This window comes from Sphingobium sp. CR2-8 (genome assembly GCF_035818615.1).
In the GTDB taxonomy this organism is placed as follows: Bacteria; Pseudomonadota; Alphaproteobacteria; order Sphingomonadales; family Sphingomonadaceae; genus Sphingobium.
Window position 1 is genome coordinate 514,481 of the sequence record NZ_JAYKZY010000001.1, and the last position, 15,099, is coordinate 529,579.

General features: G+C 63.8%; 14 protein-coding genes. 8 read left to right on the plus strand and 6 right to left on the minus strand.

Annotated features, from left to right (window positions below; translation table 11 throughout):
* The 4 genes from U5A82_RS02230 to U5A82_RS02245 all read left to right on the plus strand — a co-directional run bounded on the left by U5A82_RS02230 (position 1) and on the right by U5A82_RS02245 (position 3,843).
* Positions 1-1,866 carry an acetyl/propionyl/methylcrotonyl-CoA carboxylase subunit alpha gene (locus tag U5A82_RS02230; RefSeq protein WP_326288305.1) on the plus strand — a complete coding sequence of 622 codons (1,866 nt, stop codon included), beginning with the start codon at positions 1-3 and terminating at the stop codon, positions 1,864-1,866.
* Positions 1,867-1,885: 19 nt separating this feature from the next.
* The gene (locus tag U5A82_RS02235; RefSeq protein WP_326288307.1) at positions 1,886-2,347 is read left to right on the plus strand and encodes a MaoC family dehydratase; all 462 of its coding nucleotides are present in this window, start codon (positions 1,886-1,888) and stop codon (positions 2,345-2,347) included.
* Complete coding sequence (locus U5A82_RS02240; protein ID WP_326288309.1) at positions 2,347-3,177, plus strand: HpcH/HpaI aldolase/citrate lyase family protein; 831 nt, start codon at positions 2,347-2,349, stop codon at positions 3,175-3,177. The genes U5A82_RS02235 and U5A82_RS02240 overlap by 1 nt, the downstream gene beginning before the upstream one ends.
* Positions 3,178-3,504: 327 nt before the next feature.
* Entirely contained in the window at positions 3,505-3,843 is a 339-nt protein-coding gene (locus U5A82_RS02245) for a hypothetical protein (RefSeq protein WP_326288311.1), read from the plus strand.
* Here the strand turns inward: U5A82_RS02245 and U5A82_RS02250 are convergent, their stop codons facing one another.
* Positions 3,844-4,227: a winged helix-turn-helix transcriptional regulator gene (locus tag U5A82_RS02250; RefSeq protein WP_326288313.1), complete on the minus strand. Its 384-nt coding sequence runs from the start codon at positions 4,225-4,227 to the stop codon at positions 3,844-3,846.
* A gap of 100 nt (positions 4,228-4,327) precedes the next feature.
* Between U5A82_RS02250 and U5A82_RS02255 the strand changes: the two genes are divergently transcribed.
* Entirely contained in the window at positions 4,328-5,392 is a 1,065-nt protein-coding gene (locus U5A82_RS02255; RefSeq protein ID WP_326288315.1) for an SDR family oxidoreductase, read from the plus strand.
* A gap of 21 nt (positions 5,393-5,413) precedes the next feature.
* Here U5A82_RS02255 and U5A82_RS02260 read toward each other — a convergent pair whose 3' ends face one another.
* The 5 genes from U5A82_RS02260 to U5A82_RS02280 all read right to left on the minus strand — a co-directional run bounded on the left by U5A82_RS02260 (position 5,414) and on the right by U5A82_RS02280 (position 11,342).
* Positions 5,414-6,526, minus strand: coding sequence for a Ca2+-dependent phosphoinositide-specific phospholipase C (locus U5A82_RS02260; RefSeq protein WP_326288317.1), 1,113 nt, complete (start codon positions 6,524-6,526; stop codon positions 5,414-5,416).
* Positions 6,526-9,141, minus strand: a complete 2,616-nt coding sequence (locus tag U5A82_RS02265; protein WP_326288319.1) for a TonB-dependent receptor — start codon at positions 9,139-9,141, stop codon at positions 6,526-6,528. The genes U5A82_RS02260 and U5A82_RS02265 overlap by 1 nt, the downstream gene beginning before the upstream one ends.
* Positions 9,142-9,309: 168 nt before the next feature.
* Positions 9,310-10,206, minus strand: a complete 897-nt coding sequence (locus U5A82_RS02270) for a kinase (protein ID WP_326288321.1) — start codon at positions 10,204-10,206, stop codon at positions 9,310-9,312.
* On the minus strand, positions 10,206-11,177 hold the full coding sequence (locus U5A82_RS02275; RefSeq protein WP_326288323.1) for a 2-hydroxyacid dehydrogenase: 972 nt from the start codon (positions 11,175-11,177) through the stop codon (positions 10,206-10,208). Before U5A82_RS02275 ends, U5A82_RS02270 begins: the two co-directional genes overlap by 1 nt.
* A gap of 9 nt (positions 11,178-11,186) precedes the next feature.
* A complete protein-coding gene (locus U5A82_RS02280; RefSeq protein WP_326288325.1) occupies positions 11,187-11,342 on the minus strand; it encodes a hypothetical protein in 156 nt (51 codons plus the stop codon).
* A 325-nt stretch (positions 11,343-11,667) separates the two neighbouring features.
* On the opposite strand from U5A82_RS02280, the gene kdgD reads away from it, so the two are divergent.
* From kdgD to U5A82_RS02295, 3 genes are read left to right on the plus strand one after another with little or no spacing between them, the layout of a single operon-like run.
* Positions 11,668-12,606 (plus strand): 5-dehydro-4-deoxyglucarate dehydratase, encoded by a 939-nt coding sequence (gene kdgD / locus U5A82_RS02285; RefSeq protein WP_326288326.1) that lies wholly within the window; start codon positions 11,668-11,670, stop codon positions 12,604-12,606.
* A 42-nt stretch (positions 12,607-12,648) separates the two neighbouring features.
* Complete coding sequence (locus U5A82_RS02290; protein WP_326288327.1) at positions 12,649-13,542, plus strand: LysR family transcriptional regulator; 894 nt, start codon at positions 12,649-12,651, stop codon at positions 13,540-13,542.
* Positions 13,539-15,095 (plus strand): carboxylesterase/lipase family protein, encoded by a 1,557-nt coding sequence (locus U5A82_RS02295; RefSeq protein ID WP_326288328.1) that lies wholly within the window; start codon positions 13,539-13,541, stop codon positions 15,093-15,095. Before U5A82_RS02290 ends, U5A82_RS02295 begins: the two co-directional genes overlap by 4 nt.
* Positions 15,096-15,099 lie beyond the last annotated feature (4 nt).

Below are 15,099 nucleotides of genomic sequence, written 5' to 3' on the forward strand. Positions count from 1 at the left end.
ATGATCCAATCCCTTCTGATCGCCAATCGCGGCGAAATCGCCTGCCGCGTCATCCGCACGGCGCGGCGCATGGGCATCCGCACCGTCGCCGTCTATTCGGACGCCGACGCCGACGCGCTGCATGTACGCGATGCGGACGTCGCCGTGCATATCGGTCCTTCGCCGGTGCGCGAGAGCTATCTGCTGGGCGATCGGATCATCGCCGCTGCGCTGGAGACGGGAGCGGAGGCGATCCATCCCGGTTATGGCTTCCTCTCGGAAAATGCCGAATTTGCTCAGGCGGTCATCGACGCAGGGCTGATCTGGGTCGGGCCCGACCCCGCCAGCATATTGGCGATGGGGTTGAAAGATGCAGCCAAGACACTGATGGCGAAGGCCGGCGTGCCGGTGACGCCCGGCTATATGGGCGAAATCCAGACGACCGAGCATCTGAAGGCGCAAGCCGACGCGATCGGCTATCCCGTCCTCATCAAGGCGGTGGCGGGCGGCGGTGGCAAGGGGATGCGGCTGGTTGAGGCTTCGGCCGATTTCGCCGATGCCCTGGCATCCTGCCAGCGGGAGGCGGCGTCCTCCTTCGGCAATGCGCATGTGCTGATCGAGAAATACATCCAGCGCCCGCGCCATATTGAAGTGCAGGTGTTCGGTGACAAGCATGGCCATATCGTCCATCTGTTCGAGCGCGATTGTTCGCTACAGCGACGCCACCAGAAGGTGATCGAGGAAGCGCCGGCCCCCGGCATGACCGATTGCACGCGCGCCGCCATCTGCGACGCGGCGGTGCGGGCAGCGAAAGCGGTCAACTATGTCGGGGCAGGGACGATCGAATTCATCGCCGACGGATCGGCCGGCTATGTCAGTCCCGACCGCATATGGTTCATGGAAATGAACACGCGGCTTCAGGTCGAGCATCCGGTGACCGAGGAGATCACAGGCGTCGATCTGGTCGAATGGCAATTGCGGATCGCAGCCGGCGAACCCTTGCCCAAGCAACAGCATGAATTGTCGATCAACGGCCATGCGATGGAGGTGCGGCTTTATGCGGAAGACCCCGCCAAGGGCTTCCTGCCGTCGATCGGTCGGCTTGAACAGTTCGAACTGGATGGCAGCGTCCGCATCGACAAGGGCGTGTATCAGGGCGCGCGCATATCGCCCTATTACGACCCGATGATCGCCAAGATGATCGCGCATGCGAGCGATCGGGAAGCCGCGCGCGCAGATCTGGTCCACGCGCTGGACAGGAGCGTCATCTGGCCGGTCCGCACCAACGCCGCCTTCCTCATGAACCTGCTGGACCACCCCGATTTCGTGGCGGGATCGGTTGACACCGGCCTGATCGCGCGAGCGGGCGACACGCTGATGCCATCGCCGCTCCCGTCGGATGATTTGCTGTCGGATGCAGCCGCGCAATTTGGGCGTCAGGCCCTCGCCGGTTTCCGGCTGAATGCGGTGCCGCAGCAGGATATCATGCTGACCGTCAATGGGCAGGCGATGGCGGCCCATATGCCGATCTACGACTATGTCGAGCAGAAGGCGCTTGCCGGGCGGTTCGACGCGCCCGAAGCGTTGTGGTGGACGGAAAACGGCCAGACCTGGCGGATCGAGCCGTGCCGCGTTTCAGGCGAGGGCGGCGGGGCGGCCGCCGATGGCGCGATCCTTTCGCCCATGCCGGGGCGGATCATTGCGGTCGCGGTCGCCGCAGGTGAGACGGTGCTTAAAGGCCAGAAGCTGCTGACGCTGGAAGCCATGAAGATGGAGCATAGCCTAGTCGCGCCCTTTGATGGCACCATCGCGGAACTCAACGCGCAGGAGGGCGGGCAGGTGAGCGAAGGCGCGCTGCTGGTCAAGATCGAAGCCGCCGTCGATTGACGCGCGTGGATGGAAAAGGGTGCGAGACGATATGGCAGGACGATATTTCGACCAGTGGCAGGTGGGCGACCGCATCGAGCATGACATCAGGCGGACGGTGACGGAGACGGACAATCTGCTGTTCACGGTGATGACCCATAACAGCCAGCCGCTCCATCTGGACGCGGAGGCGGCGAAGGCGTCGGAGTTCGGGCAGATACTGGTCAACGGCACCTTCACTTTCGCACTGATGATCGGGCTTTCCATCACGGACACGACGCTGGGCACGCTGATCGCCAATCTGGGCTATGACAAGCTGGTGCATCCCAAGCCTGTCGCGATCGGCGATACGATGCGCGGCACGACGGTGGTCGCGGACCTCAAGGAATCCAGGTCTCGACCCAATGCGGGGATCGTCACCTTTGCGCACGAACTGCTGAACCAGCGGGACGAGGTGGTGTGCCGGTGCCTGCGCATGGCGTTGTTGAAGAAGGCGGGCTGATGCGGTTGCGTTCGCTGCTTTTCATGCCCGCCGATCGGCCCGAGCGGTTCACCAAGGCTGCGGCCAGCGGCGCCGACGCGCTGATCCTGGACCTGGAGGATTCGGTCGTGCCGGATCGGAAGGCGGCGGGGCGCGAGGCAGTGGCGCGGTGGCTGGCGGCGGACCGACACATCACCACCTTTGTTCGGGTGAACCACCTGGGCAGCGAATGGACGGCCGACGACCTTCAGGCCGTGATGCCGGGGCAGCCCGATGGCATCATGCTGCCCAAGGCCGAAGGCGCGGCTAGCGTACGAGCGCTGATGGCGCTGATGGGCGGGGCATCGACACCCGTGCTGCCGATCGCGACGGAGACGCCGGCGGCGATCTTTGAACTAGGGAGCTATGGCGCGGTCGGGGATCGGCTGGCGGGACTGACATGGGGGGCCGAAGACCTGCCCGCCGCGATCGGCGCGTCGACGGCCAGGGAAACGGACGGCCGCTACACGCCGCCCTATGAGATGGTGCGATCGCTGACATTATTTGCCGCGCATGCGGCCGGAACGCTGGCGATCGAAACCGTCTATCCCAAGGTCGACGATGCCGACGGACTGGCCGCCTATGTCGCGCGCGCCCGGCGGGACGGCTTCGTCGGGATGATGGCCATCCATCCCAGGCAGGTGGCGATCATCAACGACGGCTTCACGCCGACAGCGGCGGACATGGCAGAAGCGCGCGCCATTATCGACGCCTTCGATGGCGCACCGGAGGCGGGTGCGCTGCTCCATAATGGTCGGATGATCGATCGGCCGCATCTGGTGCAGGCGCGGCGGATTTTGGGGCTTTCCTAGGACATACCAGCGCGAAAGAGACAGCGAGTTGGACAGTTGTGAGCATTTTTCGCATTCCGCACTATTTAACATAAGATATATTATCGAACTTACATTGAGGCGATTGGGACAGGGCTTTATCCAGGCGTAAGACCAAGTTGCATTGGCCAGTTCTTCCCCAGCGTATTCCGGGGTCCAGTCCCGCGCTCAGAACTGGACCCCGGCCTTCGCCGAGGAACCGCCTTATGGGTCAGCATCATCGCATTATAGTATAGCAAGGCAACAGTAGCGTTGCTGATCGCATTGCCATAGAGGAGCCACGACATTCCCGCTCAATCAGGCAATCGCATGGCGCGCAAACATTCAAGACATGGTCCCTATGAAGAGCCGCAGGGCGAGGACGAGGCCCCTGCCGTGGTGCCCGATTGCTGGCTGTGCGGCCGACCTACGGGAAAGACGATCCTGTGGCATCACCCGGTGCCAAAGAGTCGCGGCGGGCGCGATGTCGTACCCATGCATCCCATCTGTCAACAAACGCTGATCGGCAATTTCACCAATTCCGAATTGCAGCGGCATGGCATGGATGTCGAGGGCCTTCTGGCCCACCCCAATGTCCGCAAATTCGTGGATTGGGTGGCGAACAAGGACCCCGACTTTACGGCCCCCATAGCCAAGAAGCAGCGCTGATCAGGCGGGACGCCGCGACGTCGGCCGACTGCCCAGTTGATCCAGCGCGTCGGCATTTTCACGTCCCCAGGCATAGAGCCATTCGATCGGCTCGACGAAGCGCAGGCCCAGCGGCGTCAGGCGATATTCGACCGCAGGCGGTATCGTGCCGTGGACGTGGCGCGTGACAAGCCCGACAGCTTCCATGTCCCGCAACGTCTGGGTCAGCATCTTCTTGGAAATGCCGGGCAGGCTGCGGTGCAATACGCCCGTGCGGGCCACGCCATCCAGCCGTGCGTGCAGGACATGCAGGATCATGCTCGTCCATTTCGTTGCGAACAGTTCGAGCACGCGGCGCGGTGCGCAATCCTCCCGCCAGTGGTCGTCGATAGCGATCTTGTCCATGCCAAGTGGTTACCCAATGGTGCCTATGTCCCCAATTGGTGCCGTCTAGCAGCATCGCCTGCCGCTGCCTAGCTAAGGGCGAACAGCAGGAGTTTTCGATATGGCCGGAACGGCATTGGTAGTGGGTGCGAGCGGCATCGTCGGCAGCGCGACGGCAGCGCTGCTTTTGGAACAGGGTTGGACGGTCACGGGCATGGCCCGCCGCCCCGTCGAGCAGCGCGGGGTCGGACCGATCGCCGTCGACTTGCAGGATGCTGCCGCAACGGCGGCCGCGCTGGCGGGGCTGAACCCCGATGCCGTGTTCATCACGACCTGGCTGCGGCAGGATAGCGAGGCGGAGAATATCCGCGTCAATGCCGCCATGGTCCGCAATCTGCTGGACGGTCTGCGCCGCGATGATGCCGGACCGCGCCATGTCGCGCTGGTGACTGGCCTTAAACATTATCTGGGGCCGTTCGAGGCCTATGGGAAGGGCGTGCTGCCGCAGACGCCCTTTCGCGAAGAACAGGGTCGGCTGGATGTCGAGAATTTCTATTATGCGCAGGAAGACGCGCTGTTCGCCGCCGCCGAGCGCGACGGCTTTAGCTGGAGCGTCCATCGCCCGCATACGGTGATCGGCAAGGCCGTGGGCAATGCCATGAATATGGGGACCACCCTTGCGGTCTATGCGACGCTTTGTAGGGAAACGGGGCGACCGTTCCGCTTTCCCGGCTCACCGGCCCAGTGGCATGGCCTGACCGACATGACCGATGCGCGGCAGCTTGCTCGGCATTTGCTGTGGGCTGCGGAGACCCCGGCAGCCCGGAACGAAGCGTTTAATGTGGTCAATGGCGACATCTTCCGCTGGAGCTGGATGTGGGGCAGAATTGCCGACTGGTTCGGCCTGGAGCCTGCCCCGTTCGACGGCGACATCCAGCCCCTGGAGCAACAGATGGCGGATGACGGACCGATCTGGCGCGCCATCGCCGAGCGCGAAGGGCTGGCGGAGGCCGATATCGATCGGCTCGCCTCACCCTGGCATAGCGACGCGGATCTGGGGCGGCCGATCGAGGTCGTGACCGACATGTCCAAAAGCCGCCAGCTTGGGTTCACGGCCTATCAGCCGACGGATCAGGCCTTTTTCGCCCTGTTCGAACAATTGCGGCAGGATCGCCTCATTCCGTGAGGGCGCCGCTTGAGGAACGGCTCAAGGCCGCAATCGACATCCTGCCTTGATACGGACCGGGCTGCATCGCGCCATGGCGGCGTCGGGCAATGTGACGGAGAAGCCCAGTTTCAGGGGATCGGGCGCGCCGGGATAATAGTCGGTGCTGACGGCCTGCGCCCCGCTCGCCATGGCCGCTTTCGCCTTGCTATAGTCCTGAGTCCGAGCTTCGACCGTATTGGCGTCCGTACGGGTGCGCACGATCACGCCCTGCTCTACCCAGTCGCGAATTTTCTCGCCGTCTGTCAAAGGGTCCTGCACGATCTGGATGGCGGATTCCGGGTCGCCATCGGGATACCAGCCGAACATCGGTCGCCCGGCGAGCGAGGGATGGCCTGCGCGATAGGCATCGGAGACGGCGCGCCGCACGTCGAGCAGGATGTAGATGCGTCCGCACGCGCGCTCCAGGCTGGGCCAGCCCTGGCCGCGTACCGCGTCGCGCAAGGTCGTCGCCCTGCCCCGAACCTCATCCGGCGTAATCAACCGCTTGCCCGGCAGGACGGAGCGGATCTCCGCATCCAGGGCATCGAGCAGGCCCTGGTCGTCCAAGGGGAGCGGATCGGTGATGCCAGGCCGGTTCGACGGCGTATCCGCAGCATTGAGCGTGATCATGATCGGCAGATGTCGGGGATGCGCGCGCGACCATGTGTCGACGGCACGCAGGCATCGCACCAATGTCGCGCAACTGCTGAGATAATCGACATCGGGAATGTGAAAGGTCTTGAAGCCGGGCTTCATCATCGCCGCGCGATCGAAGCCGGTCTGTTCGCCCGCGGCGCGCGCCCATGTCTCGCCCTTCGGGTCGGCATAGCGCCCGCCCTGCGGATCGGCGAAGATATCCAGTTCAAGCTGGCGGACGCCAGCGTCCAGCTGCTGCGTCAGCGGCAGATGATAATAATCGAGACCATCGGCCAGCTTCGGCTCCATCGCCCGGATCCTAGCCATGACGGCGGCGGGAATACGGGCCTTGAAGCTGTTGTGCGATCCTATGACCTGGATGTCGTTCATCGCGCGGGGCCGGGACGCCGGGTCCGCCGCGCCGACCAGGGTCAGCGCGGCGGTGGCGATGGCGGTAGCGAGAAGGATCCTGCGCATCAGAATTCGGTCCGGACGCCGAACAGGATGGTACGGCCATAATATTGTATCTCGTTATAGCGCGCCTTGATCCCGTTATAGGAATAGGCCTTCGCGCCTGCGAGGTTGATCCCTTCGAGGCTTAGCAACGTCCTGGGCAGGATGCGGAAGGACAGATTGCCATCCAGCGAGCCGAACGGCGCGACATAGGCCTCCGTCTGGGTGGTGCTGCCGTTGCTCGACAGATAGCGGCCACGCCAGACATAGGACAGTCGCGCTGAAACAGGCCCCTTGTCGTAGAAGCCGACCAGATTGTAGCTGTTTTTCGACAGGCCGATCAGCTGGTTGACGATCGGGCGCGCGCCCGCCGTATAGTTGGAGCGGACCGATGTGTGCGTGTAGGACGCCTGGAAGCCCAGACCGTCGAAGGGTTCGGGCAGGAAGTCGAACACCTGATGATAGGCGGCCTCGATACCATAGACCTTGGCATCGCCGCCGTTGACCTGGGTGCTCAGCAACACGGTGCCGCGCCCCGGAATGTCGATATTGACGTTCTGGGCGGTGATATAGTCGTCCATCTTCTTGTAGAAGACCGCGCCCGTCAACGAAGCGGACGGACGGAAATACCATTCGAGCGAGCCGTCGAACTGGGTCGCGAGGAACGGCTTCAAGTCGGGGTTGCCGCCGCTGGCGGTCGGCGCGTCGGTGGATACGCTGATCTGCGGCGCGGTCTGCGTCATGTTCGGGCGGGTCAGCACGCGGCTGGCGGCCAGACGGCCGATGAGGGTCGGCGTCAGTTCCGCGCGCAGGTTGAAGCTTGGCAGCCAATTGTTGAACTTCTGCGGGAAGCTGGCTGGCGTCGGCGTCGTGCCCAAAGTGAGCGTTCCGCTCGCCACCTGATCGGTGTGCACGTAGCGCACCCCGAAATTGCCGCTGATGTCGATCCCGCCGATCGGGAAGGCATAGTCGGCGCGCACATAGCCACCGAATATCTTTTCCGTGACGATATAGGATGCACGCAGGTCGCCGGCGCTGAGCGGCGCATTGGCGATCGCGTCGGTGAACAGTCGGTCGTAGAAGGCGCTGGTGATGGGCACCGCCCAGTTGCGGGGGATGTTGCCGGACACGCCAGAGAGGAAATCGTCGAAGGGCAGCGCTTCATAACCGCCCGGCACGACCTGCGATATGGGCGGATTGCCGGCGACGTTCACGTTGAAGTCGCGACGGCGATAGTCGCGCTTGCGCCAGTGATATTCGCCACCCGCCTGGACTTTGGTGATGATGCCGTCCAGATCGCGACCCACGTCCAGTCGGGCGTAAGTGTCCCAGTCCTTGCTGTTCTTGGGCGCGATGTTGAACGGATAAAAGATATAGTTGGCAGGGTTGGTCACATCCGCAGGCGTGGTGATGGTCGGCGCGACCTTGTATCCGCCCGACGCATCATAGGTGAGCGGCGCGATAATCTGCATGCGGCTGCGCACCGTTCCTTGCGCATAGCTGGGATGGAAGCTGTGGGCGTAGGACCAGTTCACATTGGCCGACACATGCCAGTCGTCCGGGTTCCACACTTGCTTGAGGCCGACATTGATCAGGTCGTGGCGGTTGAGGCTATATTCCCGCGACGCCATGAAGCGGACATTGTTGATGGTCGCGCGGGTGACGGTGTCGCCGACGACGGTGAACGATCCCGGAACGATGCTGGTGCCCGGATCGTCGGGATAGATGTCGAGGCCGAATTCATCATATTCGACGTCGAGGCGCGTCAGCGACACGTCGAGCGTCGTTTCCAGTTCGGGCGACGGACGCCACTGCGCCGACAGGATGCCCGACAGGCGCTTGCGATCTTCGGTTTCCACGGTGGGACGGGTCCGCGTCGGCGTGTAGAAGCGGCCGCCCACGGTGCTGGCGAAGCGGGGGATGAGGTTCCAACCGGTATTGTAGAAGCGATCGTTGCGTACCGACTTGCCCCAATATTGTGCGCCGATGAGGAAGCCGAACTGGTCGTCCTGCGTCTTGAAGCTGCTCAGAACCGTGGCGTTGGGCTTCACCTTCTCGGTCATCGTCGTGTAGGTGCCGCGCAGGTTGAGCGTGGTCTTGTTGCCGACGTCGAGCGGGTGGAAGGTCTTGACGTCGATATTGCCGCCCAGGGCGCCTTCCGTCATGTCGGCGGTCGGCGTCTTGATGACGTCGATCTGCGAGACGAATTCGGCGGGCAGCATTTCGAAACGGAACTGACGCCCTGCTGCCCCACCATTTTCGATCAGGTCGTTGATCGCCACCGTGCGGCCGTTGACGAGCGTGCTCTGAAATTGCGGGCCAAGGCCCCTAACGCTGACATACAGCCCCTCGCCCCGGGGGCGGGTAATGGCGACGCCCGTGACCAGCTGCAAAGCTTCGGCGACATTCTGGGTCGGGAATTTGCCGATGTCGGTGGAATTGATCGAGTCCACGCCATAGGCCGCCTTGCGCTTGGTTTCCGTCGCTGCGGCCAGGCTGCGGGCATAGGTGCCGGTCACGACGATCGCGTCGGACGCCTGTTCGTCGGCAGGCAGCTGGGATTGCGCGAAAACGGGCTGCGCCATTGCAAAAATGGCGAGCGGAAGCGGTGCGCAAAACAGGCGCGAAGTGCGTGACATGTGGTGATCTCCCCGTTCGGCTTTGCGCCAATGGGGTGCGGTTAGGATGTTGCTATGACACTATTGTGGCGCGCATGTTGCGGAATGAATTTTTCGAATGGTGCCAGTCTGCCGGGAAAGGCGTCCGGCATGGCAATCGCACGAGGTGCGGACGATGTCCGAGGGATGTTACCCGAGCTTCCAGTCGTGATGATGCAGGCCTTTGGCGGATATCACGGCTTGTTTAGCGTCGAGTTGAAACAGCATGTCCACTCGATCCGGTAGATCAGCGAACATGTGGCGCGTGACGCGCTCATAATGACTGACGAAACGGGCCACGGCCTGATCGTCCATGATGCCGGGTGCATCCGGCGCGATCCGGCGCAGCTTCTGTTCCTGAAGCAGGCGGTTATCGAGGACATGCTCGAAAGAGGGCGGCTTCAACATCAGCAGATGATCGATGACGGAAAACCAGCGCCTATAGGATGTTCCCAGCGCAAGGTTCACATGATTGCGCCAGATGCCGTCCGGATCCTCCTGCATTTCTAGCCTATTGATCGGGGACGTGAGGCTCGCGGCGTCCTGCGGTCGCGCGCCGACGCACCAGCCTTCGAACAGGATGACGTCGACCGGGCCGACATGGCGGGTCCAGTCGGCCTGCGGCAATTGGTCGTCCAGCGCCTTGCTGAAGCGTGGGATCGACGCATCCCGTCCCGCTGCAAGAGCGTCCAGCAGAGCGATGCCTGTATCGACATCATGCGTTCCGGGCACCCCGCGCGTGCGAAACAGCGGGTGCATGTCGCGCGCGAGCCGATCGCGCGCCGCCAATGGCAAATAGAGATCGTCCAGCGAAACGACGATGGCCGACAATCCCTGTTCGGGCAGCAGCGCCGCCTGGAGAAAACGGCAGACCGTGGACTTGCCGCTGCCTTGCGCGCCGTTGACGCCTACGATGATGGCGCGCCCCGCCGACGCATGCCATTGCGCGATCCGTCGGGCCAGCGGCCGCCACCAGCGATCGACCGTCGCTGCATAGGAGGCCGGGAGCCGCTCTTGCGCGATAAGGGCGTCGATCGTCGTTCGCACTATAGCCTGTCTCGCGGTGTGCGGCCTTCATGCCAGTCATCCAGATTGGCAAGGGCGCGCAGACCCATAGCCTCGCGCGTTTCCCGTGTCGCGCTGCCCAGATGCGGCAAGAGGACCGTGTTCGGCGCGTCACGCAACCGTTGCGAGACATGCGGTTCGCCCGCGAAGACATCCAGGCCCGCGCCGCCGATCCGCCCCCTTTCCAGGGCATCGACCAGGGCCGCTTCGTCGACCACATCGCCGCGCGCGGTGTTGATGAGGATCGCATGCGACGCCATGTGCGATAATATTGGTGCATCGATCATGTTGCGGGTGTCCGTGCCGCCGGGAATATGCAGCGACACGACATCGCATTGCGCCACCATCTGCGGCAGCGAAGGCACGTAGCGGGCGCCCAGGCGCTGTTCATCGTCCGGCGGGCCGGGTCGGCGGGAGAAATAGACGATGTCCATGCCAAAGCCGAAGCGCGCGCGTTCCGCCATGGCCTGCGCGATCCGGCCGAAACCCACCAGCCCCAGCGTCTTGCCGCGCAGGCTGGTGCCGAGCAGATGGGTCGGCCGCCAGCCGGTCCATTGTCCGGCGCGCAACTCGCGCTCGCCCTCGCCCGCGCGGCGCGCGGTCATCAGCATCAGGGTGATGGCGATGTCAGCGGTCGCGTCGGTTAGGACGCCCGGCGTATTGGTCACGATGATATCCGCGCCGCGCGCCGCCGCCAGATCGATATGATCGACGCCCGCGCCGTAATTGGCGATGATCTTCGCCCGGCGACCCTCCACACCCAATATAGCGGCATGTAGTTTATCGGTAATGGTGGAGCAGATGGCGTCATAATCTCGCATCGCCGCGGCCAAAGCCGCTTCCGTCAGGGGCGTGTCGTCAGCGTTGAACGTCGCGTCGTACCGCTCCGCGATCAGGGCCTCGACCCGCTCGGGCCATTTGCGCGTCACCAAAATTCGGGGTTTTCCGGTCATGTATCCGCCTCAGCCGATGGGCGCCGAAGCGGCGAAACAGGCGATGAGCGGATCGCCGGCATGCTCGGGCGGTTCGCCTTTACGCACGGTCGTCCGGCGCATGTCGCGCCGTTCTTTGCAGATGTCGAAGTCGGGGTGCATGGTCGCCAGATTATCCCAAATCACGATGTCGCCGGTTGATAGGCGATGCCCAAGATATATTCCGGTCGGGCCGCAAATTCGACCAGATATTTGATGAGCGCGCGTCTTTCCTTCCGGGGCAGACCCACGACGTCCGTCGCACGGCTGCCGACATAGAATATCCCCCGCAATGGCGTGCATGACGAAATGCGCCCCGCTGCCCATCGGGATGCTGAGAAACGCGGCGATCTAGCCAAGGCGCGCATCGATCGTGCGCGCCTTTGGTTTGGACCCTCCCGCCATGGCCGGTTATCTCCGACCTCGAACAGGAAGGCCGGACCATTCCGACCCGGAGAGGAGATTATTCGCAATGACCCACTTTAGCCCTAATGATATGGCACGGCAGTTGGGCCAAGGGCTTTTGTCGTTTCCCGTGACGCATTTCGATGCCGATGGCGTTTTTCAGGAGGCGCCCTATCGCGCCCATTGCGCCTGGATGCTGGAACATGAGCTGACGGGCCTGTTCGCAGCCGGGGGAACGGGCGAGTTCTTTTCGCTGACGCCCGATGAGGTCGCCACGGTCGTTGCGGCTGCGGTCGCCGAGACGGCAGGCAAGATTCCCGTCATTTCAGGCTGTGGTTATGGCACGGCTATCGCCACCGGCATCGCCCGCGACGCAGAGAAGGCGGGCGCGGACGGCCTGCTGTTGCTGCCCCCCTATCTGATGCATGCCAAGCAGGAAGGCTTGGCCGCCCATATCGAAGCGGTCTGCCGCGCGACGGGTCTGGGCGTGATCGTCTATAACCGCGACAACGCCATCGTGAACGACGAGACGCTGGCGCGCCTATGTGATCGCAACCCCAATCTGGTCGGTTTCAAGGACGGCGTGGGGGACATCGAACTGATGACCCGCATCTATGCCCGCATGGGCGACAGGCTGACCTATATCGGTGGATTGCCGACGGCCGAGACGTTCGCCACGCCGTATCTGACCATGGGCGTCACGACCTATTCGTCGGCGATCTTCAACTTCATGCCCGAATGGGCATTGGCCTTCTACAAGGCGGTGCGCGCGGGCGACCAGGTCCATGTGATGGAGCAGCTGCGCCAGTTCGTGCTGCCCTATATCGCCTTGCGCAACAAAGGACAGGGCTATGCCGTGTCGATCGTGAAGTCGGGCATGAAGATCATCGGTCGTGACGCAGGCCCGGTCCGCTCGCCCCTCACCGACCTGTCGGCGGCCGAGGAAGCCGAACTGCGCGTGCTGATCGAAAAGGCGTCACCGGAACTTCTGTCCGCAGCGGCGTGATGCATGGAAGGTGACTTGGGCGACGGGCGCGGATAGTCTGGCATGATGTTCGAACTCAGCCAGCTCCGTTGCTTCGTCGCCGCCGCCGAAGAATTGCATTTCGGTCGCGCCGCCCAGCGCCTCAACATGACCCAGTCCCCGCTCAGTCGCCAGATACAGCTGCTGGAGCGGATATTGGATGTGCAATTGCTGGAACGGACCAGTCGGCAGGTCAGCCTGACGCCTGCCGGCAGTGTCTTCCTGATCGAAGCGCGACGGATCGTCCGGTTGGCGGATAGCGCCGCGCTGTCGGCGCGGCGCGTGGCGAAGGGCGATGCCGGGCGAGTCGCGATCGGCTTTACGGCGGTGTCGGGTTATAATGTCGTGCCCCGTATCGTGGCGCAGGCGCGGGCGTCCCTGCCCAATATCCAGCTGGAATTGCGTGAAATGGTGTCGACCGAGCAGGTCGATGCGCTTCTGACCGGGCTGATCGACATCGGTTTCGTACGGCCCCCGGTCGACCGACACGAGTTCGAAACGAGCTGCGTGTTGAAGGAACCGCTGATCGCCGCCCTGCCCCCCGGCGATCCGCGCCAGTCCAAGGCGGTGTTGACGCCCGCCGATTTCGACGGCCAAACGCTCATCATGTATTCGCGGCAGGGGGCCAGCTATTTTCACAACATGCTGGTCAATTTGTTCGAAGAGGCGGAGGTCGCGCCGCTCTATGTCCAGCATGTGACCCAGATTCATTCGATGCTGGGGCTGGTGCATGCGGGACTCGCCGCCGCGATCGTGCCGGAAAGTGCGACCGGCCTGCATATGATGGACGTGCAGTTCCGGCGGTTGATGATGCCGCAGGAGCGACCGGTGGAACTGCATATGGCGTGGCGGCGCGACAATCATAATCCGGCGCTGCCGACGATGCGGCAGCTCTGTTCGGAAAGCGCGGTGGGATGACGGACATGGATCGGCGCGTGCTTCTGGCCGGGCTGGCGGCGGCGGCGCTGCCGACACAGGTTTATGCGAAAGGCCGGGCCAGTCCGGTTGCATCGACCCGCTTCGGCAAGGTGCGCGGGACCATCGAGAAGGATGTCCTGGTGTTTCGCGGGGTGCGCTATGGCGCCGATACCGCGCCGCGCCGGTTTCGCCGCGCCCTGCCCCCGCAACCCTGGACGGGGATTGCCGACGCCACGCGCTATGGCGCAGCCGCACCGCAGACGAAGGCCGATGAACCGACGAGCGAGGATTGCCTGTTCCTCAATGTCTGGACGCCCGCGCTGGATGCGGGGAAGCGCCCGGTCATGGTCTATCTGCACGGCGGGGCGCATGCCCATGGGTCGGGCAGCGATCCGCTCTATGATGGCGGCAACCTCGTTCGGCGGGGCGACGTCGTGGTGGTGACACTCAACCACCGGCTAGCGGGGTTGGGCTATGCCTATCTGGCGGGTCTGGGTGGTCCGGCGGAATCGGGCAATGTCGGCAATCTCGACATCGTGCTGGCGCTCCGGTGGGTGCGCGACAATATCGCCGGGTTCGGCGGCGACCCGAACCGGGTCATGCTGTTCGGACAGTCGGGCGGCGGGGCGAAGGTCGTGACGCTGATGGCGATGCCGGAGGCGCGCCCGCTGTTCCACGCCGCCGCCACGATGAGCGGCCAGCATGTCACCGCCGCCGGACCTATGCACGCCACAACGCGGGCGCGAGCATGGATGGCCAAGGCCGGCGCGCCAGACTTGGCCACGCTGATGACACTGCCGGTGGAGCGACTGGTCGAGGCCATGACCATGGTCGATCCGTTGGAGAATAAGGGGGAGATCAGCTTTACCTCCACGCTGGATCATGGCGTGCTACCGCGCCACCCCTTCGTGCCGGACGCGCCGCGCGAGGCGGCGCACATTCCCCTGATCGTGGGCAACACGCGTGACGAAACCGCGCTGTGGATCGAAAAGATGCTGCGCGCGGGCGACACGACATGGGATAATCTGCCCGAACGCTATGCGCGGGAAACGACCAAGGACATGGCGCCCGACCATGTGATCGCGCGCTATCGCGCCCTCTATCCCGACCGGACGCCGGGGCAGATATTGCTGGCGGCGACCACGGCCGGGCGATCCTGGCCGGGACATCTGATCCAGGCGGAAGAGCGCGCGAAGATCGGTGCGCCGACATGGATGTATCAACTGGATTTCCCCTGTCCCGAGGCGGGCGGCCTGTTGGGCGCTTTCCACACGCTCGACATTCCGCTGGTGTTCGACAATGTCGATGCGCGCGGATCGCGGACGGGTGTCAGCGCCGATGCGCGGCGGCTGGCCGGGCAGATGGCCGACGCCTTCATCGCCCTGGGCCGGACCGGCGATCCCAATGGCGGTGGTCGCCCGGCATGGCCGCATTATGACCTGACCCGGCGATCGACCATGATCTTCGACCGTAGGCTGCGGATCGAGGATGATCCGCGCCGGGAGGAGCGGCTGCTGTTCGCGGTCGCGCCCTATATCAAGCCGGGCGGCTGATCGG